This window comes from Amycolatopsis sp. NPDC051758, assembly GCF_044453095.1.
Classification (GTDB): domain Bacteria; phylum Actinomycetota; class Actinomycetes; order Mycobacteriales; family Pseudonocardiaceae; genus Amycolatopsis.
Genome location: NZ_JBITCJ010000003.1, coordinates 201,545 through 220,834 on the forward strand (window position 1 = coordinate 201,545; position 19,290 = coordinate 220,834).

Annotated in this window: 19 protein-coding genes; 7 read left to right on the top strand and 12 right to left on the bottom strand. The window is 71.3% G+C overall.

Annotation, left to right across the window (positions count from 1 at the left end):
* A complete protein-coding gene (locus ACIA5G_RS16295; RefSeq protein ID WP_395923726.1) occupies window positions 1-1,482 on the bottom strand; it encodes a hypothetical protein in 1,482 nt (493 codons plus the stop codon).
* A gap of 62 nt (window positions 1,483-1,544) precedes the next feature.
* Here ACIA5G_RS16295 and ACIA5G_RS16300 point away from each other — a divergent pair, with 62 nt between their 5' ends.
* The 3 genes from ACIA5G_RS16300 (at window position 1,545) to ACIA5G_RS16310 (ending at window position 5,840) form a co-directional block, all read left to right on the top strand.
* Entirely contained in the window at window positions 1,545-1,982 is a 438-nt protein-coding gene (locus ACIA5G_RS16300; RefSeq protein WP_395923728.1) for a PPOX class F420-dependent oxidoreductase, read from the top strand.
* A 38-nt stretch (window positions 1,983-2,020) separates the two neighbouring features.
* On the top strand, window positions 2,021-2,965 hold the full coding sequence (gene hemF / locus ACIA5G_RS16305; RefSeq protein ID WP_395923730.1) for an oxygen-dependent coproporphyrinogen oxidase: 945 nt from the start codon (window positions 2,021-2,023) through the stop codon (window positions 2,963-2,965).
* A 310-nt stretch (window positions 2,966-3,275) separates the two neighbouring features.
* The gene (locus ACIA5G_RS16310) at window positions 3,276-5,840 is read left to right on the top strand and encodes a PQQ-dependent sugar dehydrogenase (RefSeq protein WP_395923732.1); all 2,565 of its coding nucleotides are present in this window, start codon (window positions 3,276-3,278) and stop codon (window positions 5,838-5,840) included.
* A gap of 53 nt (window positions 5,841-5,893) precedes the next feature.
* Here the strand turns inward: ACIA5G_RS16310 and ACIA5G_RS16315 are convergent, their stop codons facing one another.
* Both ACIA5G_RS16315 and ACIA5G_RS16320 read right to left on the bottom strand, forming a co-directional pair.
* Window positions 5,894-6,268 (bottom strand): hypothetical protein, encoded by a 375-nt coding sequence (locus tag ACIA5G_RS16315; RefSeq protein WP_395923734.1) that lies wholly within the window; start codon window positions 6,266-6,268, stop codon window positions 5,894-5,896.
* Window positions 6,269-6,439: 171 nt separating this feature from the next.
* Window positions 6,440-7,048 carry a TetR/AcrR family transcriptional regulator gene (locus ACIA5G_RS16320; RefSeq protein ID WP_395923736.1) on the bottom strand — a complete coding sequence of 203 codons (609 nt, stop codon included), beginning with the start codon at window positions 7,046-7,048 and terminating at the stop codon, window positions 6,440-6,442.
* A gap of 69 nt (window positions 7,049-7,117) precedes the next feature.
* Here ACIA5G_RS16320 and ACIA5G_RS16325 point away from each other — a divergent pair, with 69 nt between their 5' ends.
* Window positions 7,118-7,987, top strand: a complete 870-nt coding sequence (locus ACIA5G_RS16325; RefSeq protein WP_395923738.1) for a sterol desaturase family protein — start codon at window positions 7,118-7,120, stop codon at window positions 7,985-7,987.
* A gap of 1 nt (window position 7,988) precedes the next feature.
* On the opposite strand, the gene ACIA5G_RS16330 is transcribed toward ACIA5G_RS16325, so the two are convergent.
* Window positions 7,989-9,023, bottom strand: coding sequence for a glucosyl-3-phosphoglycerate synthase (locus ACIA5G_RS16330; RefSeq protein WP_395923740.1), 1,035 nt, complete (start codon window positions 9,021-9,023; stop codon window positions 7,989-7,991).
* Window positions 9,024-9,244: 221 nt separating this feature from the next.
* On the opposite strand from ACIA5G_RS16330, the gene ACIA5G_RS16335 reads away from it, so the two are divergent.
* The gene (locus ACIA5G_RS16335; RefSeq protein ID WP_395923742.1) at window positions 9,245-9,748 is read left to right on the top strand and encodes a hypothetical protein; all 504 of its coding nucleotides are present in this window, start codon (window positions 9,245-9,247) and stop codon (window positions 9,746-9,748) included.
* A gap of 22 nt (window positions 9,749-9,770) precedes the next feature.
* Here the strand turns inward: ACIA5G_RS16335 and whiA are convergent, their stop codons facing one another.
* Genes whiA through uvrC form a run of 4 tightly spaced genes read right to left on the bottom strand, consistent with a single transcriptional unit; the run spans window position 9,771 to window position 14,617 of the window.
* Window positions 9,771-10,763 (bottom strand): DNA-binding protein WhiA, encoded by a 993-nt coding sequence (whiA, locus tag ACIA5G_RS16340; RefSeq protein WP_395923744.1) that lies wholly within the window; start codon window positions 10,761-10,763, stop codon window positions 9,771-9,773.
* Entirely contained in the window at window positions 10,763-11,755 is a 993-nt protein-coding gene (gene yvcK, locus ACIA5G_RS16345; protein WP_395923746.1) for a uridine diphosphate-N-acetylglucosamine-binding protein YvcK, read from the bottom strand. Before yvcK ends, whiA begins: the two co-directional genes overlap by 1 nt.
* Window position 11,756: 1 nt before the next feature.
* Window positions 11,757-12,614 carry an RNase adapter RapZ gene (rapZ, locus tag ACIA5G_RS16350; RefSeq protein WP_003101350.1) on the bottom strand — a complete coding sequence of 286 codons (858 nt, stop codon included), beginning with the start codon at window positions 12,612-12,614 and terminating at the stop codon, window positions 11,757-11,759.
* 41 nt (window positions 12,615-12,655) lie between these two features.
* Window positions 12,656-14,617: an excinuclease ABC subunit UvrC gene (uvrC, locus tag ACIA5G_RS16355; RefSeq protein ID WP_395923748.1), complete on the bottom strand. Its 1,962-nt coding sequence runs from the start codon at window positions 14,615-14,617 to the stop codon at window positions 12,656-12,658.
* 165 nt (window positions 14,618-14,782) lie between these two features.
* Here uvrC and ACIA5G_RS16360 point away from each other — a divergent pair, with 165 nt between their 5' ends.
* Window positions 14,783-15,505: a S1 family peptidase gene (locus ACIA5G_RS16360; protein ID WP_395923750.1), complete on the top strand. Its 723-nt coding sequence runs from the start codon at window positions 14,783-14,785 to the stop codon at window positions 15,503-15,505.
* Between the two features lie 74 nt (window positions 15,506-15,579).
* Complete coding sequence (locus ACIA5G_RS16365) at window positions 15,580-16,359, top strand: exodeoxyribonuclease III (protein ID WP_395923752.1); 780 nt, start codon at window positions 15,580-15,582, stop codon at window positions 16,357-16,359.
* 16 nt (window positions 16,360-16,375) lie between these two features.
* Here ACIA5G_RS16365 and ACIA5G_RS16370 read toward each other — a convergent pair whose 3' ends face one another.
* From ACIA5G_RS16370 to ACIA5G_RS16385, 4 genes are read right to left on the bottom strand one after another with little or no spacing between them, the layout of a single operon-like run.
* Window positions 16,376-16,777 carry a PH domain-containing protein gene (locus ACIA5G_RS16370; RefSeq protein ID WP_395924910.1) on the bottom strand — a complete coding sequence of 134 codons (402 nt, stop codon included), beginning with the start codon at window positions 16,775-16,777 and terminating at the stop codon, window positions 16,376-16,378.
* Window positions 16,778-16,827: 50 nt separating this feature from the next.
* A complete protein-coding gene (gene ribH / locus ACIA5G_RS16375; RefSeq protein ID WP_395923754.1) occupies window positions 16,828-17,334 on the bottom strand; it encodes a 6,7-dimethyl-8-ribityllumazine synthase in 507 nt (168 codons plus the stop codon).
* Window positions 17,331-18,659, bottom strand: a complete 1,329-nt coding sequence (locus tag ACIA5G_RS16380; protein WP_395923756.1) for a bifunctional 3,4-dihydroxy-2-butanone-4-phosphate synthase/GTP cyclohydrolase II — start codon at window positions 18,657-18,659, stop codon at window positions 17,331-17,333. Before ACIA5G_RS16380 ends, ribH begins: the two co-directional genes overlap by 4 nt.
* Window positions 18,656-19,288: a riboflavin synthase gene (locus tag ACIA5G_RS16385; protein WP_395923758.1), complete on the bottom strand. Its 633-nt coding sequence runs from the start codon at window positions 19,286-19,288 to the stop codon at window positions 18,656-18,658. Before ACIA5G_RS16385 ends, ACIA5G_RS16380 begins: the two co-directional genes overlap by 4 nt.
* Between the last annotated feature and the right edge of the window lie 2 nt (window positions 19,289-19,290).

A 19,290-nucleotide genomic window follows, 5' to 3' on the forward strand; every position in this document is an offset into this window, starting at 1 on the left:
TCAGGCGACCTCCTCGTTCTCTTCTTCGTCGGCGCGCTCGACGGCCGCCGTGGACAGCAGCAGGTCGGCGCCGCCGAAGTCCGGGTCGTCGAGCAGCGTGCCGTCGTCGACGGCGAGCAGCACCTGCCGGTCGCCCTGGCGCCGGGCCGCGCCGACCCCGGGACTGTAGGCGTGGACCGCGCGCAGCGCGACCAGGGCCGCGAGCCCGGGCTGGCGGCTGCGGCGGGCTTCTTCGAGCAGGCCGGAGAGCCGTCGCGGGACTTCGGGCAGGTCGAGCAGGTGGTCGGCCGCGCGCCAGACGTCGTCGCCGAACTTGTCGGTGATGTCGGCGGGCATCAGCTCCGGCTCGGGGATCTCGCCGACGAGCTGGTCGCGTTCCGGCGCGGGCCGCAGCAGCAGCGAGACCAGGGCGGACAGCGACGGCACGACCGGGGCGGAGATGCCGGCGACGGCGTGGAAGAAGTGCTCGGCCGGGGCGACGGCGTCGGCCAGCGGCAACCCGAGCGTCGGCACGAGGAGCTGGCCGAACAGGTCGAGGGTGGCGCGCTGGGGCGGGCCGGAGAACTGCTGGCGGTCCTGTTCGGCGCGGAACACCGCGCCCGCGTCGGCCAGCCGGGACTGCAGCCGCGTGTGCCGCCGGATGCAGTCACCGACGATGTCGACGAGCTCGGCGGCGCGGCGCTTGCGGTCGAGGTCCTCGGTCTCGTCGCGGGCGGTGGTGATGTTCTTGAGGATCGCGTTCTCGGCGCGGAAGCGGGCTTCGATGTGACTGAGCGCGCTGTCCAGCAGCTCGGGGACCTCACGTTCCCAGTCGACGGACCGGACGTCGCGGCGGGTCGCGTCGAGCTTCGCGCGCAGCGTCTCGCCGTACTGGACGGTCCGGTAGCGGGCCTGCTCGGCGGCGAGCTTCGCGTCGGCGAGCCGCCCGCGGTTGATCAGGTTCTCGAGCTTGACCTCGGCGGCGATCTGCGCGGACTCGACATCGGTGTCGAGCGCGCCGACGAGCACGTTGATCGCCTCGTCGGTGGCCCGCAGGTAGACCTCGCCGTCCGGGGCGGCCAGCTCGACGAGCAGCTTGAAGTCGAACTGACGCCGCTGGTAGCCGCCGGGCCCCATCGAGCCGTAGACGCGCCGGAAGCCGCGGTCGGTGGTGCCGACGTTGATCAGGTTGTCCAGGACCCACTTCGCGACGCGGACGTGCTCCTCGGGCATCCGCGACGGCGCCTGCGCCGCGATGAACGGCAGCAGTCGGTCGATGACCTCGTCGTGGCCGGCGCCGGTGTCGAAGTCCATCGCGATGGTGACCTGGTCGATCGTGTGCAGCGCGATCTCGGCCATCTGGTAGATCGTGGCGTCGGCCCAGTCGAGCTTCGCCTTCCGCGCGTCCAGGTCGTGCAGCGGCGCGGTGCAGGCCAGCGCCTTGAGGCGGCGCGTCAGCCCCTCGTCGGCCAGGCCCGGGCCGCCGGTCTCGTCGTCTCGCACAGCAGGCCAGGCTAGTCGGCCACCCTCTGCGCACGCGCGGGTGACAGGTTAACGTCCCCCTCATGCGTGAGATGAGCCGTGATGAGTGGTGGAAGTTCGCCTCCGAAGGCACCCGGACGGGCAAGCTCGCCGTGGTCCGCGCCAACGGCGCCCCGATCGTCGCCCCGATCTGGTTCCTGCTGAACGAGGGCCCCGACGGTGACGAGCTGATCTTCAACACCGGCACCGAGACCCTCAAGGGCAAGGCGATCAGCCGCGACCCGCGGATCTCCCTCGTCGTCGACGACCAGGAGCCGCCGTACTCGTACGTGCAGTTCACCGCCGAAGCGCGGCTCACCCACGACCACGCCGAGACCCTCGAGTGGGCGACCCGGCTCGGGGCCCGGTACATGGGCGCCGAGCGCGCCGAGGAGTACGGCAAGCGCAACGCCGTCCCCGAAGAAGCACTCGTCCGGGCGAAGATCACCAAGGTCGTCGGGCGGGCGGAAATCGCCGGCTGACCTCGGTTCGCTGGTACCCTCGCCGCGGGGGTGGGGGCATGCTTTCGGGTGAGGACAGCAGACGCGACGCCGTCAAGGCGATGATGACTTCGGGCCAGCGGGAGCTGGTCGCGGAGCTGGAACGGCTCGACGGCGGGGCCCGGTTCGGCCGGTCCGCGTGGCAGCGGCCCGAAGGCGGCGGCGGCCAGGCGCGGCTGCTGGAGAACGGTGACGTCTTCGAGCGCGCCGGCGTCAACTACTCGGCCGTGCATGGCGAAGGGCTGCCCGAAGCGGTCGCGGCGCAGCACGGGCTCGACCCGGACGGCGGGTTCTTCGCAACCGGGCTGTCGGTGGTGATCCACCCGCGCAACCCGTACGTGCCGGCGTTCCACGCGAACTTCCGGTACTTCGAGTCCGGCGGCACGTGGTGGTTCGGCGGCGGCGCGGACCTGACACCGTGTTACGGCTTTGCCGAGGACGCCACCCACTTCCACCGGGTGCTGAAGAACTACTGCGACACCTTCGACCCGGCGTTCCACGCGCAGGCGAAACGAGCCTGCGACGACCACTTCCGGCTGCCGCACCGCGGCGAGACCCGCGGGATCGGCGGCATCTTCTTCGACCACCTGCACCTGCCGGGCCCGGACGGCTGGCGCCGCACGGCCGCGTTCACCGCGGCCGGCATCGCCACGATCGCGCCCGCGTACCTCCCGCTGGCGCAGCGGCGCCACGACCTGCCGTACGGCGAACGGGAACGGCAGTGGCAGCTCTACCGCCGCGGCCGGTACGTCGAGTTCACCCTCGTCCACGACCACGGGACGCGGTCCGGCCTGCAGACCGGCGGGTACGCCGAGGCCATCCTGACGGCGCTGCCGCCGCTGGCGCGGTGGGAGTTCGAGTACACGCCGGAGCCGGGGAGTGCCGAGGCAGCGCTCGCCGGGTTCCTCGTGCCGCGCGACTGGGCGGGCGAAGCCGCCGTCTCCGGCACCCCGCTGGCGGGCTGACGCGCAAGCGCCCCAAGGCGGCCTTGGGTGCGTCACGCGCACCGAAGGCCCCATTGGGGCGCTCGGGACGGGCGAAGCCGCGGTGCCGGAAACCGGGTCCGCATTGCGCCGTCCGGGCGCATCCGCCCCGCTGAGCGGGAAAGGATTTTCACGATGGGTGAGTGGTCGTGTCCGGTATTGACACGACCCGCTCGGAGGGTGTGTGATCTGTCCCATAGATAGGAAAGTTTCCTAACTATTGCCGCCGGTGGTCCGCCGACCATTCCGCCCCGGTCACCCCCTGTCCCCCGACCCACGCAGGAGGCTCCCAGTGGCACCCCGTCCACCGTGGCGCGTGGTCCTGGCCGGTACCGCCGTCGCGGCGCTCGGCCTGACCGCGCTCTCCCCGGTAAGCGCTTTCGCTGCCGCGGCAACCGATTACGAGTCCGAAAGCGCCGTGATCTCCCAGGGCGTCGTCGAATCGAACCACGCCGGCTACTCCGGCACCGGGTTCGTCAACTTCGACAACGTCGTCGGCAGCTACGTCGAATACTCCGTGAACGCCGCGCAGGCGGGCACTCACACGCTGACCTTCCGCTACGCCAACGGAACCGCCGACAACCGGCCGGTGAAGCTGATCGTCGACGGCGGCGACAAGGGCACCGTCGACTTCCCCGGCACCGGCGCGTGGACGACGTGGAAAACCGTCACCACGACGGTGCAGCTGACCGCCGGCGTGAACAAGATCCGCACCACCGCGACCACCGCCAACGGCGGCCCGAACGCGGACAAGCTCACCGACACCTTCACCGCGCCGGTGGACCCCGAACCGCCGTCGCCGCCGTCGAACCTCAAAGCGAGCAACATCCTCCCCACCGCCGCGACCTTCACCTGGACCGCCGCGACGGACAATGTCGGCGTCGTCCGCTACGAGGTCAACCGCGGTGGCAACATCCTCAAGACCGTCGACGGGAACACCACCACGGCGACCGTCGACAACCTGACCCCGAACACCGCCTACGACATCTCGGTCGGTGCGTTCGACGCCGCGGGCAACCCGTCGCAGCAGAGCAACGTGGTCACCTTCACCACCCCGCCCAGCGACGACACCACCCCGCCCAGCGTGCCGGGCAACCTGCGCTCCACCGGCGTGACCGCGAACAGCGTTTCCCTCGTGTGGAACGCCTCCACCGACGACGGCGGCACGATCGCGGGCTACGACGTCTTCCAGGGCGCCACGAAGGTGGCGACCACGACGTCGCTCGGGACGACGGTCACGAACCTCAGCCCGAACACCTCGTACACGTTCACCGTCAAGGCGCGTGACCCCGACGGCAACAGCTCGGCCGCCAGCAACGCCGTCACGGCGAAGACCGCGGCGACCGGCAACGGCGGGATCCCCGAGTACGACAAGGACATCACGAAGGTCGACCTCGGCTGGTCGGTGGACTTCCTGCCGAACGGCAACGCGCTGGTGACCGAGCGGGACCGGTTCGAGATCCTGCTGGTGACGCCGTCCGGCCAGAAGACGACGCTGGGCAAGGTGCCGGGCGCGGTCGGCACGAACGGCGAAGGCGGCCTGCTGGGCCTGGCGATCTCGCCGAACTGGTCGTCCGACCACGCGGTTTACCTCTACCACACCGCTTCCGGGGACAACCGGATCGTGAAGATGACCTACGACGGCACCACGCTGTCGTCGACGTCGACGCCGGTGCTGACCGGGATCGCGAAGAACCGCTACCACAACGGCGGGCGGATCAAGTTCGGCCCGGACGGCAAGCTGTACGCCACCGTCGGCGACGCGAAGAACAGTGACAACGCGCAGAACAAGAGCTCGCTCAACGGGAAGATCCTGCGGCTCAACGCCGACGGCTCGGCACCGAGCGACAACCCGTTCTACGCCACCGGCGGCAACGCGCGGTACGTCTACAGCTACGGCCACCGCAACCCGCAGGGCCTGGCCTGGGACTCCCGCGGGCAGCTGTGGGCGGCGGAGTTCGGCGAGAGCAGCCAGGACGAGCTCAACCTGATCCAGAAGGGCGGCAACTTCGGCTGGCCGAGCTGCGAAGGCACGCAGGGCAGCTGCAGCGGCTTCATCGCGCCGAAGAAGACGTGGTCGACGTCGCAGGCCGGGCCGTCCGGGCTGGAGATCGTCAACGACTGGATCTACATCGCCGGTGTCACCGGGGAGCAGATGTTCGCCACGCAGATCAACGCGGCGGGCACCGGGGTCGGCACCGTGTCGACGCTGTTCTCCGGCCGGTGGGGCCGCCTGCGCTCGGTGACGAAGACGCCGGACGGCGGGCTGTGGCTGACGTCGACGAACAACGACAAGAACGGCGGCACACCGTCGACGCTGGACAACGTGATCGTGCGGCTGAAGTTCCCCGGTGGTGCCACGCCGGGTGACTTCAAGCTGACGAGCTCCGCCTTTGCCGACAATGCCACCATTCCGGACAAGTACACCTGCGCCGGCGACGGCACGGCGGGCCAGGACCCGTCACCGCCGCTCGCGTGGGGACCCGCGGACGGGGCGAAGGGCTACGCCGTCGTGTTCGCCGACACCGCGAACGACGGCAACAAGCTGCACTGGGCCATCTGGGACGTCCCGGCGGCGGCTCGCGCGCTGCCGGAGGGGCTCGGCGCGGGGTACACCGTGCCGAACCAGGGTGGCGCGAAGCAGAAGGCCATGGGCAGTGGCGCGAACGCGCAGAAGTACTTCGGCCCCTGTCCGGGCGGGTCCAGCCACCCGTATTCGTTCACGCTCTACGCGCTGAACACCTCGACGGTCCCCGGCCTGAGCTCGTCGTCGACGATGGCCCAGATCGAAACCGCGATCAAGGGCGCGTCGACGGCCACGGTGAAGCTGCGCGGCAAGTCCAGCGCGGCGGCCTAGAAGCCGCGGCAGGGGTGACCGGAGCGGCGCCGGTCACCCCTGCCGCACTCTTTCTAAACGACCTGGTCCGCCTCGCCGGCCACCTTGCGGAGGTGGGCGTCGACGTCGAAGCCGTGCTCCTCGAGACGCCGCCGGGCCAGCAGGACTTCGTCGGGGGTGAAGAGGCTCGCGTACGCCGGCCGGAGCATCGTCGCCTCGGAGCTGAGGCCGAGCTGGTTCTTCTCCCAGAGGACGGTGAACCCGCCCGCGGTGCCCGCCCCGCGCAGCAGCAGCCGGGCCGCCTCGACCCCGCCGTGCTCACGCACCATGCGCTCGAACTGGGCCGGCCGGTAGCCGTAGTCCCTGGCCAGGACCCGGCAGCCGTCGAGCAGGTCCTCGGTGAACCGCGCGGCGAGGCGCTGGTCGACGGGATCGGCGGATGGGGGCATGGGACACCTCTCGACGGGACGGCTTCCCCTCTTAGTCGCAGCGGGGCCCGGTTTCGCTACGCCATTAGCGGGACGAATCCGGTGGATTTCGGAACTGTCCGTGGTCGTCGGCGGCCGAACGGGCCGTGAACCGGTGTTCATGTCCACTGTGGACACTTTCGTGCGGCTGGCTCACCAGCCGAACAGGCGCTCCATGATCCGCGCGCACCGGGCGGTCATCGCCACCGCGTCCTCGTCCGGGCGGTCGATCCACCAGCTGATCAGCGAGTCGACGACGCCGGTCCAGACCTGGGCGATCGCTTCGATGTCCACCGGGTCGGCCAGGCCGCGCGCGGTCATCAGCTGCGTCGCGCCCAGCAGGGCGAACGCGTCCAGGCGGCGCCGGTAGTCCGCCGCCGCGGCCGCGATGTCGCCGCTGCCCGGTACCGTCTCGTCACGCAAAAGGCGCCACGCATACCGGTCGTGGTCGAACGTCGTGAAGATCGCCGAGAGCACCTTCAGCGGCATCTGCTCAGGCTCGCCGCCCGCGGCCATGGTCGTCGCGACGCCCTCGGTGAGGCGGTCGCCCGCGCGGTGCAGACAAGCCAGGTAGAGCCCGTCCTTCGAGCCGAAGTACTGGTACAGCAACGGCTTCGTGACCCCGACCCGGCGCGCGATCTCGACCATCGACGCGCCCGCGTAACCCGCCCGGCCGAACTCCTCGGTGCCGGCCACGACGAGCTGGGCTTCGCGCTCTTCGCGCGGCATGCCCTTGGTCCCGACCGCCCTTGACTCCGTCACGATCGAGAGCCTACCGTGCGTAAAGTGACCCTAGGGTAAGTTACCGTCAGGTCAGATAGAGGAGGCGACGTGGCCGAGTTCCTGGCGCACCTGCGCGACCCCGTGCTGTTCGCAACCCCGGTGTTCCTGCTGTTCGTGACGATCGAGATCGTCGCGGTGCACGTGCTCGGCCACGACGACAACGTCATCGGCTACAGCCCCGCCGACACCCGCACGAGCATGCTGATGGGCACCGTCGCCGTCGGCGTCAACGCGCTGTTCCGGCTGGTGATGCTCTTCGTCTTCGCCGCGCTCTTCGAGCTGGCGCCGGTCAAGCTCGACCCGCACGACTGGTGGACGTGGGTGCTCATGCTGCTCGGCCAGGAGCTGGTCTTCTACGCCTACCACCGGGCCAGCCACCGCGTGCGGCTGCTGTGGGCCGGGCACCAGGTGCACCACTCGAGCGAGCACTACAACTTCTCGACGGCGCTGCGGCAGAAGTGGACGCCGTACTTCCAGCTGCCGTTCTGGTCGGTGCTGGCGCTGTGCGGGATCCCGCCGTGGATGATCCTGACCGGCCTGTCGATCGATCTCGTCTACCAGTTCTTCGTGCACACCGAGAAGGTCGGCAAGCTGCCGCGCTGGTTCGAGTACGTCTTCAACACCCCGTCGCACCACCGCGTCCACCACGGCAGCGACGCCGAATATCTCGACGCGAACTACGGCGGCATCTTGATCATTTGGGACCGGCTGTTCCGCAGTTTTGTGCCCGAGGGCAAGCGACCGACCTACGGGCTGACGAAGAACATCGGGACGTACAACCTGCTGAAGGTCGGCTTTCACGAGTACGGCTCGATCCTGCGCGACCTCCGCGAGGCGCGGACGTGGCGCGAGCGCGCGGGCTACGTGCTCGGGCCGCCGGGGTGGCAGCCGGTCGCAGCCCGCGCGCTCGTCGAGTGACTTACGCGGTGTCCTGCAGGGTCCGCTCGTTCTCCGGCCGCAGCGTCACCGGCAGGCTCGCCAGCGGCGGGCGCTGCTGCGACGTCAAGTCGGTCAGCACCAGTTCCCGCTCGACACCGTCGGCAGACGCGCCGCGCTGGAACTGCGCCAGGATCGTGGCCGGCGGGATGGCCGTGACCAGCCGGTCGTAGCGTTCCAGGCGGTCGAACAGCGTCTGCATGATCTGCCCGGACATCCGGCCCAGCGCCTGCGTGCTCTGGTGCCGGTGGACGCGGTGGCCGAGGTCGACCTGGGCCAGCGCGTCGAGGCCGCCCAGCTCGACCAGGTCGATGAGGTGCCCGATCTCGACGCCGTAGTTGACGACGAACGGGATGCTCTCCAGCACCTCGCGCCGTCCCGCGTACTCGCCCGCGAGGGGTTGCACGAACCCGGCCAGCTCGGGCCAGAACATGTTGAGCAGCGGCCGTGCGACGAGCTCGGTCACCCGGCCGCCGCCCTCGGGCTCGCTGCCGGCCGCGCCGTTGAGCGGGCGGTGGTAGAAGCCCTTGACGTAGGCCACGGACGGGTCGGTGAGCAGCGGGCCGAGCAGCCCGGTGACGTAGCTGGTGGTGAAGTCGTAGAGGTCGCCGTCGACGAAGACGACGAGGTCGCCGGTGGTGGCCGCAACCCCCTTCCAGAGGGCTTCCCCCTTGCCCTGCAGTCCTTCGAGGGCGGGGAAGACGGCGTCCTGCGCGACGACCCGCGCCCCGGCCGCGGCGGCCACCTCGGCGGTGGTGTCGGTCGAGTGGCTGTCGACGACGAGGATCTCGTCGACCAGCCGGTGGTGCTCCTGGAGCTCCTCGCGGATCGCGGTCACGATCGCGCCGACGGTGGCTTCTTCGTTGCGCGCGGGGATCACGACCGAGACCGTCGTGCCGCGCTTGGCCGCGACCAGGTCTTCCGCCGTCCAGTCCCCCGCTTTGCTGCTGCGCCGGGCGAGCCAGGTGCCGACCTCCGGCGAAACCTGCAGCCGCGCGCCGTTCGTGCTCGTGCGCATGGGTACCCCTTCCCTCGTTCGGCGTATCCATCCCGAGGTTCGACGCGCCGCGTTTCGGTGGCCGCTCCCCGGTGCTACCGCGGTGTTACGAGATCGGCCCGGCGGCACCGATCCCGTTAACCGCCCCGGCGCAAACCGGCTGACCGGCGGCGGCGCGCCTGGTGGCGGTGAGGGTCCCGGCACCCGGGTACGATTCCGCCGCCACCAGGGGAAGGGGCGGTATGACGGAAGAACCCGCCGAGCACGGACCGGACCGGCGGCAGGAGCTCGACGTCCTCACGCGGATCGTCCAGGAGGAGCTGGCGGCCGCCGGGTTGCCCGTCGTCCCGCGCGAGCGCCCGGTCGGCGCGGCCGGCGCCCTCGTGTCGGTCGATCTGCCGGACCTGCACGGGGTGCTGGTCGAGTGGCGGCCGCACGCCCTGCTCGTGGACGGGGCGCAGGAGGCCTGGGGCGACGACCCGCACCGCGAAGGCGCCGAAACCCCGGAGTTCTCGCGGCTGCTGTCCCAGGTCGGTACGGCGATGAGCGAAGCGATGCAGAAGATCCTCACCGCGGCCGGGCTCGAGGTCACCGGCAGCGGCAACGAATACACGCCCGCCGAGCTGCTGGTGACCCGGCGCCTGGCCCCCTCGGCCTGGCAGGCCCGCCGCACCGCGCGGGCCAGGAGCCGGCACGAGTCGATGCGGCTGGCCTGGAACGCGCGCCACTCCGCCGACGACAGCTGACCGCGCTCCGCGGCCCGTGCCGTCAGGCGTCTTCTTCTTCGAGCATCTCCGGCGTGACCGCGGACTCGGTGTCCGGGATGCTCAGGTCCTTCGCCCGCTTGTCCGCCATCGCCAGCAGCCGCCGGATGCGGCCGGCCACCGCGTCCTTCGTCATCTGCGGGTCCGACAGCTGACCCAGCTCCTCCAGGGACGCCTGCCGGTTGGACAGCCGGAGCTTGCCCGCCGCCAGCAGGTGGTCCGGGGCCGTGTCGCCGAGGATCTCCAGGGCGCGCTCCACGCGGGCCGCCGCCGCCACGGCCGCGCGGGCCGAGCGGCGCAGGTTCGCGTCGTCGAAGTTCGCCAGGCGGTTCGCCGTCGCGCGGACCTCGCGGCGCATGCGGCGTTCCTCCCACTGCAGCACGCTCGTGTGCGCGCCCAGGCGGGTCAGCAGCGCGCCGATCGCGTCACCGTCGCGGACCACCACGCGGTCGGCGCCGCGGACCTCGCGGGACTTCGCCTGGATGCCCATCCGGCGGGCCGCACCGACGAGCGCCAGCGCCGCCTCCGGTCCGGGGCACGTCACTTCGAGCGACGACGAACGGCCCGGTTCCGTCAGGGAACCGTGCGCGAGGAACGCGCCCCGCCACGCCGCTTCCGCGTCGGCCACACCGCCGGACACCACGGCCGCGGGCAGCCCGCGCACCGGCCGGCCGCGCTGGTCGATCAGCCCGGTCTGCCGGGCCAGGCCCTCACCGTCCTTCACCACGCGCACCACGTACCGCGTGCCCTTGCGCAGCCCGCCGCTGGCGGTGATGACGTGGACGTCCGAATGGTGGCCGTACAGCTCGTGGATCTCCTTGCGCAGCCGCCGGGCAACCGAACCCGTGTCCAGCTCCGCCTCCACGACCACCCGGCCGGCCACGATGTGCAGCCCGCCGGCGAAGCGAAGCAGCGACGCGACCTCCGCCCGGCGCGGCCCGATCTTCGTGATCTCCAGCCGGCTCAGTTCGTCCTTCACCGCGGCGGTCATCGCCATTACTGCCCCTCCCTGCCTTTCGCTCCTCCCCCGTGCTCCCCGCCCCTGCCGAGACCGAGAGCCTCCCGCATGCATCGCGCGAGCGCATCAGGATCATGCCGTCCCGCCACTTCCGGGTCGCCCACCGCCCCCAGGTGCGCGCGCCCGCCGAGCCGTTCCGCCGCGCGCCGGAGATTCGCCGGGTCGGGCACGGAATCGCGGTCCGCGATCACCGCGTCGACCCGCAGATCGGGCGCGTGCTCGAAGAGTACGTCCAGGTGCCGCTCCGGCGAGAATCCCGCGGTTTCCCCCGGCTGGGGGACAAGGTTGAGCACGAGCACCTTCGTCGCGGTGGTCTTCACGAGCGCGTCGTGCAGACCGGGCACGAGCAGATGAGGTAAAACGCTCGTGAACCACGAGCCCGGACCGAGGAAAACGACGTCGGCGCCGAGCACCGCCTCCACCGCTTCCGCACACGCCAGCGGCGGCCGTCCCGAACCGCCCGGCGCACGCAGGCTGACGCGCTGCACCTGACCCGGTGTCGACGCCACCGCAACCTGCCCGCGGATCGTGCGCAGCGCATCCGGGTTTTCGCTGTCGAGGCCGCTGACCTGGCCTTCGATCTCCAGCGGCTCCGGTGACATCGGCAGCACGCGGCCCGAGACGCCCATCAAGCGGCACGCTTCGTCGAGCGCCGCCACCGGGTCGCCGAGCACCTCGAACAGCCCGGCCAGCAGCAGGTTCCCCACCGCGTGCCCGGCCAGTGCGCCGTCACCGCCGAAGCGGTGCTGGAAGACCTCGGCCCACAGCGTGCCGCCGTCTTCCGCGGCGAAGGCGGCGAACGCCTGCCGGAGGTCGCCCGGCGGCAGCAGCCCGAGCTCGCGCCGCAGCCGGCCGGACGACCCGCCGTCGTCGGCCACGGTGACGATCGCGGTGACGTCGGGGGTCACCCGCCGCACCGCGGACAACGTGGCGTGCAGACCGTGGCCGCCCCCGAGGGCGACCGCGCGCACGTTATTCACGACCAAGGTCGCGGTGCACCACCTTCACGGCCATACCGTCCTCTTTGGACAGACGCTGGGCGAGCTCCACGGACAGCGCCACGCTGCGGTGCTTGCCGCCGGTGCAGCCGACGGCGAGCGTCAGGTACCGCTTGCCCTCGCGCTTGTACCCGGCGCCGATCAGCCGCAGCAGCTGGTGGTAGCGGTCGAGGAACTCCTCCGCGCCTTCCTGCGAGAGGACGTAGTTGCGGACCTCGCCGTCGAGGCCCGTGTGTTCGCGCAGCTCCGGGATCCAGAACGGGTTCGGCAGGAACCGGACGTCCATCACCAGGTCGGCGTCCATCGGCAGGCCGTACTTGTAGCCGAACGACAGCACGGTGACCCGGGTCTGGGTGCTCGCCTCCGAGCCGAACGCGTCCTCGATCTTGGCGCGCAGGTCGTGCACCGACAGCGACGACGTGTCGAGCACCAGGTCGGCCTCTTCACGCAGCGGCTCCAGCAGCGTCCGCTCCGCCGTGATGCCGTCGGCGAGCCGGCCGTCCCCCTGCATGGGGTGACCGCGCCGGACGGCCTCGAAGCGCCGCACCAGCACGGCGTCGGTCGCCTCCAGGAACAGCACGCGCGGCTTGTAACCCCGCGCGTCCAGGTCCTTGATCACCGAGGCGAGGTCGTCGGTGAACGCGCGCGAGCGCACGTCCATCACGACCGCCACCTTCGTGATCGCGCCGCGCGCCTGCGCGCCCAGCTCGACCATGGTGGCGATCAGCTCCGGGGGCAGGTTGTCGACGACGAACCAGCCCAGGTCCTCCAGGCACTTGGCCGCGGTGCTGCGGCCCGCCCCGGACAGCCCGGACACCACCGCGACCTCCATGCCGGAGCCGCGGATCTCTTCTTGCGCACTCACTGTCTTTCCTACTCCCCTGTCCTCGTGCCCGGGTCCGCGCCGGACTCCCCGGCCAGCGCGGCGACCACGGCCTCCGCGGTGCGCCTGCCGAAGCCGGGCACCGCCTCGATCTCTTCGATCCGGGCCTGCTTGAGCTTCTTCACCGAGCCGAAGTGCTTGATCAGCGCGGTGCGCCGAGCCTGCCCCAGCCCGGGCACACTGTCCAATTCGGACGTCTGCAGCCGCTTGGAGCGCTTCTCGCGGTGGTAGGCGATGGCGAAGCGGTGGGCCTCGTCACGCAGGCGCTGCAGCAGGAACAGCCCCTCCGACGTCCGCGGCAGGATCACCGGGTCGGGGTCGGCGGGCAGCCACACCTCTTCGAGCCGCTTGGCCAGCCCCACCACGGCGATGTCGGTGATGCCGAGCTCGGCCAGCACGTCGGCGGCCGCGGTGGCCTGCGGGCCCGCGCCGTCGACGACCAGCAGGTTCGGCGGGTAGGCGAACTTCTTCGGCCGCCCGGTCTCCGGGTCGAGACCCGGCTTCGACGAGTCCGCCTCTTCCGCGGTTTCCTTCAGGTAGCGGTAGAAGCGCCGGCGCACGACCTCGGCGATCGACGCGACGTCGCCCTCTTCGGCCGCCTCGCGCAGCGCGAACCGCCGGTACTCGGACTTGCGGGCGAGCCCGTCCTCGAAGACGACCAGCGACGCCACGACGTCGCTGCCCTGGATGTGGCTGATGTCGATGCACTCGATGCGCAGCGGCGCGGTGTCGAGGGCGAGGAACTCCTGCAGCTCGGTGAGCGCTGCCGAGCGCGCCGTGAGGTCGCCCGCGCGCCGCAGCTTGTGCTGGGTGAACGCCTCCCCCGCGTTGCGCTCCACGGTCTCGGCGAGGGCCTTCTTGTCACCGCGCTGCGGCACCCGCACCTGCACCCGTGAGCCGCGCAGCCCGGTCAGCCACTCCGCGAGCGCGGGCGCGTCCGCCGGCAGCTCCGGCACCAGCACCTCGCGCGGCACCACGGGCCCGGCGTCGACGTCGTCGCGGGCGTCCAGCTCGGCCTGCTCACCGTAGAACTGGGTGATGAAGTGGTCGACGAGCGCCGGGACGTCCATCTCCTCGGCCTTGTCGATCACCCAGCCGCGCTGGCCGCGGACCCGGCCGCCGCGCACGTGGAAGACCTGGACGGCGGCTTCGAGGTCGTCGTGCGCGAAGGCCACGACGTCGGCGTCGGTGCCGTCGCCGAACACCACGGCCTGCTTCTCCATCGCCCGCCGCAGCGCGCCGAGGTCGTCACGCAGCCGGGCCGCGCGCTCGAACTCCAGCTCGTCCGACGCCGCGGCCATCTCGTTCTCGAGGCGCCGGATCATCGCGTCGGTCTTGCCGGCCAGGAAGTCGCAGAAGTCCTCGACGATGTCGCGGTGTTCGTCGGCCGAGACGCGGCCCACGCACGGCGCCGAGCACTTGTCGATGTAGCCGAGCAGGCAGGGCCGCCCGATCTGGCCGTGCCGCCGGAACACCCCGGCCGAGCAGGTGCGCGCCGGGAACACGCGCAGCAGCAGGTCGAGCGTCTCGCGGATGGCCCACGCGTGCGCGTACGGCCCGAAGTACCGGACGCCCTTCTTGCGCGCGCCGCGGTAGACGTGCAGGCGCGGGAACTCCTCGCTCAGCGTCACCGCCAGGACGGGGTAGCTCTTGTCGTCGCGGTACCGGACGTTGAACCGGGGGTCGAACTCCTTGATCCAGTTGTACTCGAGCTGGAGCGCCTCGACCTCGGTGCTGACGACGGTCCACTCGACGCTCGCGGCCGTCGTCACCATCTGCCGCGTGCGGGGGTGCAGGCCCGCGAGGTCGGCGAAGTAGGAGTTCAGTCTGCTGCGCAGGCTTTTCGCCTTGCCGACGTAGATGACCCGCTTGGTCGCGTCGCGGAACTTGTACACGCCAGGGGCGTCCGGGATGCTCCCCGGCGAGGGACGGTAGGTGGTCGGGTCAGCCACGCTCCCCAGCCTATGGCTCGGCACCGACAGTTCTCGCGGCCCCCCGTGCTGCCCGCCGGAAGTAGGGTGTTCGTCCGGTTGCGACCTTCGTCGGTGTCCCCCTGGGTGACGCGGTGGTTACTTTCCGACCGGCCGATCCGGCCCCCGTCCGAAAGGATCACCACCGTGAGCTCTCTTCGTATCCTCGGCGCCGCCTCGGCGGCCGCCGTCGCGCTGACCCTCGCCGGTGGCGCGGCCGCCTCCGCCGGCGTCCAGCCGAACATCGTCGGCGGCTCCACCGCCCCGGCCGTCTCCTGGGGCGCCCAGGTCTACGTCAACACGCCCGGCCGTGACTTCCAGGGCTTCAACTGCTCGGGTTCGGTGATCGCCGCGCGCTGGGTGCTGACCGCGGTGCACTGCCTCGACCAGGACGGCTCGGGCATGCACGTCAAGGTCGGCAGCAACACGCTGTTCTCCGGCACCGAGATCGCCGTCGACGGGAAGTACGAGTCCCCGAACGGCGACATCGCGCTGCTGCACCTGGCCTCGGCCACCAGTGCGGCGCCGATCGGCCTGGGCAGCGCCGACCCGTCGACCGGCAGCACCAACCAGATCTACGGCTGGGGCCGCACCACCCCGACCGGCCCGCCGGCGTCGGCCCTGAAGACGGCGAACGTCCAGGTCACCGGCCGGTCCACGGACGCCTACGGCGGCCGCGCGATCCAGAGCCGCGGCGTCGACGGCTCGGCGTGGAAGGGCGACTCGGGCGGCCCCCAGGTCGCGAGCGGCGTGCAGGTCGGCGTCGCGTCGACGGTCCAGAACCAGAGCGGGACGAACACACGCGGCACGAACAACTACGCGAGCGTGGCGTCGAGCCGGTCCTGGATCCGGACGACCGCGGGCGTCTGACGGGTTCTCCCGAAAGGGGCGGCGCACTCTGTGCCGCCCCTTTCTTGTCGGTGGGGTGTGGGAAACTCGCGGGCATGCGGATCGCCACCTGGAACGTGAACTCCATCGTCCCCCGCCTGCCGCGCGTGCTGGAGTTCCTGGAGAAGACCGCGCCGGACGTGCTGTGCCTGCAGGAGCTGAAGAACACGACGGAGAAGTTCCCGGTCGCCGAGGTCGAGGCGCTCGGCTACGAGGTGGCCGCGTACGGCCTCGGGCGCTGGAACGGCGTCGGGATCGTGTCTCGCGTGGGGCTCTCCGACGTCGTGCGCGGACTGCCGGACGAGCCGGAGTTCGACGGCGCCGCCGAAGCCCGGGCGATCGGCGCGACCTGCGGCGGTGTCCGGGTGTGGTCGGTGTACGTGCCCAACGGGCGCGAGCCGGACAACCCGCACTACGCGTACAAGCTCGAGTGGCTGGAAGCCCTGGGGTCGCTGGTTTCGTCGGAGCTTTCTTCGGGCGGGCCGTTCGCGGTGCTGGGTGACTTCAACGTCGCCCCGACCGACGACGACGTCTGGGACATCACGCTGTTCGCGGAGTCGACGCACGTGACCCCGCCGGAACGCGAGGCACTGGCACGGCTGCGGAAGCTGGGCCTGTCGGACGTCTTCCCGCGGCCGCTGAAGTACGACCACCCGTTCACCTACTGGGACTACCGGGCGGGGAACTTCCCGAACAACAAGGGCATGCGGATCGACCTGGTGTACGGGAACGCGGCGTTCACGGACGCCGTGACGGATTCCTATGTGGACCGTGAGGCGCGGAAGGGCAAGGGCCCCTCGGACCACGCGCCGATCGTGGTGGACCTGGACCTCTGACGGCCCAGGCCACCCGTCAGCCGCCGGTGGCCGCGCGGTGCAGTTTTCGCAGTGCCCGCACCGCTTCCACCGCGCGGTCCCGGTCCACCGCCTGCACCGCCATCACCGCCTGGTACTCGTCGTCCGGCAGCTCCAACCGCGCCCACGACGCGCCGTCCGGGAAGCTCACCGACAGCACCTCGCTCCACTCGAAGCGCCGGGTGATCAGCACGTTCCGGACCTCGATGCCGTCGGCGTCCGCGCGGACGCGGGCGATCGCGAACAGCATCACGCCGCACGCCAGCAGGATGCCGATGCCGACCATCGCCGCCTGGTCGGAGCGCTGGAAGCGGACACCCGTGTCGCCGTTGCGCAGCAGCACCGCCACCACGATGAACACCGCCAGCAGGGCCACCGCCAGCACGCAGCACATGATCATCGTGCGCCGGGGGCGGACCACCAGGACCGGGGAAGAGGAAGTAGCCACGCTCACACAAAACCTCGCTCGGTCCACGGCTGACGCAGGCTCCGCAGCACGTGCGCGCTGTCCAGCGCGGCCACGGTCGCCTCGTAACCCTTGTCCTCCTTGGCCCCCGGGCGGCCCGAACGGTCCAGGGCCTGCTCCTCGGTGTCACACGTGAGGACGCCGTTGCCGACCGGGGTGCTCTCGTCGAGCGCCACCCGGGTCAGGCCCGCGGTCACCGCGTCGCACACGTACTCGAAGTGCGGGGTGCCGCCGCGGATGACCACGCCCAGCGCGACCACCGCGTCGTGGTTGCGGGCCAGCGCCTGCGCCACCACCGGGAGCTCGATCGCGCCCGCGACGCGGACGACCGTCGGCTCCTCCTCCAGCTCCGCTTCCTTCGCCGCGGCCAGGGCCCGCTCCAGCAGGACGTCGGTGATCGCCGCGTTCCACTTGGTGGACACGATGCCGAGCTTCAGCGCCTTGCAGTCGGAGAGGTCCAGCTTGAGGTCGGGACGGCCTTCGCCGCTCACAGTGCTCCTCCGTCGGGGTGCTCGGTGCCGGCGCCGACCTGGTCGTAGTGCTCGAGCTGGGCCAGGTCGTGGCCCATCCGGTCGCGCTTGGTCCGCAGGTAGCGCAGGTTCTCCGGGTTCGGCGAGATCGGCAGCGGCACCCGCCCGGTGACGCGCAGGCCGTAGCCCTCGAGGCCGATGCGCTTGGCCGGGTTGTTCGACAGCAGCCGCATGGTCCGGACGCCGAGGTCGCACAAGATCTGCGCGCCGGTGCCGTAGTCGCGGGCATCGGCCGGGACGCCCAGCGCGAGGTTGGCGTCGACGGTGTCGGCGCCGTCGTCCTGCAGCTGGTAGGCCTGCAGCTTGTGCAGCAGGCCGATGCCGCGGCCTTCGTGACCGCGGATGTAGAGCACGACGCCACGGCCCTCGGCGGCCACCGCTTCCAGGGCCGCCTCCAGCTGCGGGCCGCAGTCGCAGCGCAGCGAGCCGAAGACGTCACCGGTCAGGCATTCGGAGTGGACGCGCACGAGGATGTCCTGGCCGTCGCCGATCTCGCCGTAGACGAACGCCACGTGCTCGATGCCGTCGAGCAGCGAGTCGTAGCCGACCGCGCGGAACGTGCCCGCGGCCAGCGGGATGCGGGCCTCGGCGACCCGCTCGACCTGCTTCTCGGTGCGGCGGCGGTAGGCGATGAGGTCGGCGATGGTGATGATCGCCAGGTCGTGGTCGGCGGCGAAGACCTCGAGCTCGTCGCGGCGCGCCATGTCGCCTTCGTCCTTCTGCGACACGATCTCGCAGAGCACGCCCGCCGGCGCGAGGCCGGCCATCCGGGCCAGGTCGACCGACGCCTCGGTGTGGCCGGGCCGGCGCAGCACGCCGCCGCCCTTGGCCCGCAGCGGCACGACGTGCCCGGGACGGCGGAAGTCCTTCGCAGTGGACGCCGGGTCGGCCAGCAGCCGGATCGTGTGCGCGCGGTCGGCGGCGGAGATGCCGGTGCTGATGCCGTCGGCGGCGTCGACCGTGACGCTGTACGCGGTGCCCCGCGCGTCCTGGTTGGTGTGGTACATCGGCGGCAGGTCCAGCCGGTCCGCCTCACCCTCGGTCAGCGCCACGCAGACGTAGCCCGAGGTGTAGCGCACCATGAAGGCCAGCAGCTCCGGTGTCGCCTTTTCGGCCGCGAAGATGAGGTCACCCTCGTTCTCGCGGTCCTCGTCGTCGACCACGACGACCGGGCGGCCCGCCGCGACGTCCGCGATCGCCCGCTCGATGGCGTCGGCGTCGAACACCGCCCCGGTGCCGCACGGGGTCCAGCCCGCCTCGGGCTCTGCCGCACTCGTCTCACTCATGACCGCTGCTCCTCCGTGCCGCCGTCCCGATTGTGCACCTGGTCGCGGATGTGTGCCTCGGCCAGCTTTTCGACGTACTTCGCGACCACATCGACCTCGAGGTTGACCAGGTCGCCGGCCTCCCGGCCGCCGAGCGTGGTCACCTCCAGCGTGGTCGGGATCAGCGCCACCTTGAACTGGTCGGCGGTGACCGCCGCGACGGTCAGGGAGATCCCGTCGACCGCGATCGACCCCTTCTCGACCACGTACCGGGCCAGGTGCCCCGGCAGCGCGAAGGACGTGACGCCGGTTTCGTCGCGGGAGAGGAACACGCCCGTCCCGTCGACGTGCCCCTGCATGATGTGCCCGCCGAGCCGGCCGCCGGCCGGGGTGGCGCGCTCCAGGTTGACCCGGTCGCCGACCGCGACCTTGGCCAGGCTGGACCGCTGCAGCGTCTCGTGGACGACGTCGACGGTGAACTCGCCGCCCGCCACCTCGACCACCGTCAGGCAGACGCCGCTGACCGCGATCGAGTCGCCGTGCCCGGCGTCGCTCGTCACCAGCGGCCCGCGGACCCGCAGGCGCGCCGCGTTGGTCAGCTGCTCGACCGCGGTGACCTCGCCGATCTCCTCGACTATGCCGGTGAACACGT

Coding starts and splice junctions, on each gene's coding strand:
- ACIA5G_RS16300 (WP_395923728.1), top strand. CDS start 1,545: ATGCGTGAGATGAGCCGTGATGAGTGGTGGAAGTTCGCCTCCGAAGGC.
- hemF (WP_395923730.1), top strand. CDS start 2,021: ATGCTTTCGGGTGAGGACAGCAGACGCGACGCCGTCAAGGCGATGATG.
- ACIA5G_RS16335 (WP_395923742.1), top strand. CDS start 9,245: ATGACGGAAGAACCCGCCGAGCACGGACCGGACCGGCGGCAGGAGCTC.
- ACIA5G_RS16365 (WP_395923752.1), top strand. CDS start 15,580: ATGCGGATCGCCACCTGGAACGTGAACTCCATCGTCCCCCGCCTGCCG.
- ACIA5G_RS16380 (WP_395923756.1), bottom strand. CDS start 18,659: ATGAGTGAGACGAGTGCGGCAGAGCCCGAGGCGGGCTGGACCCCGTGC.
- ACIA5G_RS16370 (WP_395924910.1), bottom strand. CDS start 16,777: ATGATCATGTGCTGCGTGCTGGCGGTGGCCCTGCTGGCGGTGTTCATC.
- ACIA5G_RS16330 (WP_395923740.1), bottom strand. CDS start 9,023: ATGCGCACGAGCACGAACGGCGCGCGGCTGCAGGTTTCGCCGGAGGTC.
- ACIA5G_RS16315 (WP_395923734.1), bottom strand. CDS start 6,268: ATGCCCCCATCCGCCGATCCCGTCGACCAGCGCCTCGCCGCGCGGTTC.
- rapZ (WP_003101350.1), bottom strand. CDS start 12,614: ATGGAGGTCGCGGTGGTGTCCGGGCTGTCCGGGGCGGGCCGCAGCACC.
- whiA (WP_395923744.1), bottom strand. CDS start 10,763: ATGGCGATGACCGCCGCGGTGAAGGACGAACTGAGCCGGCTGGAGATC.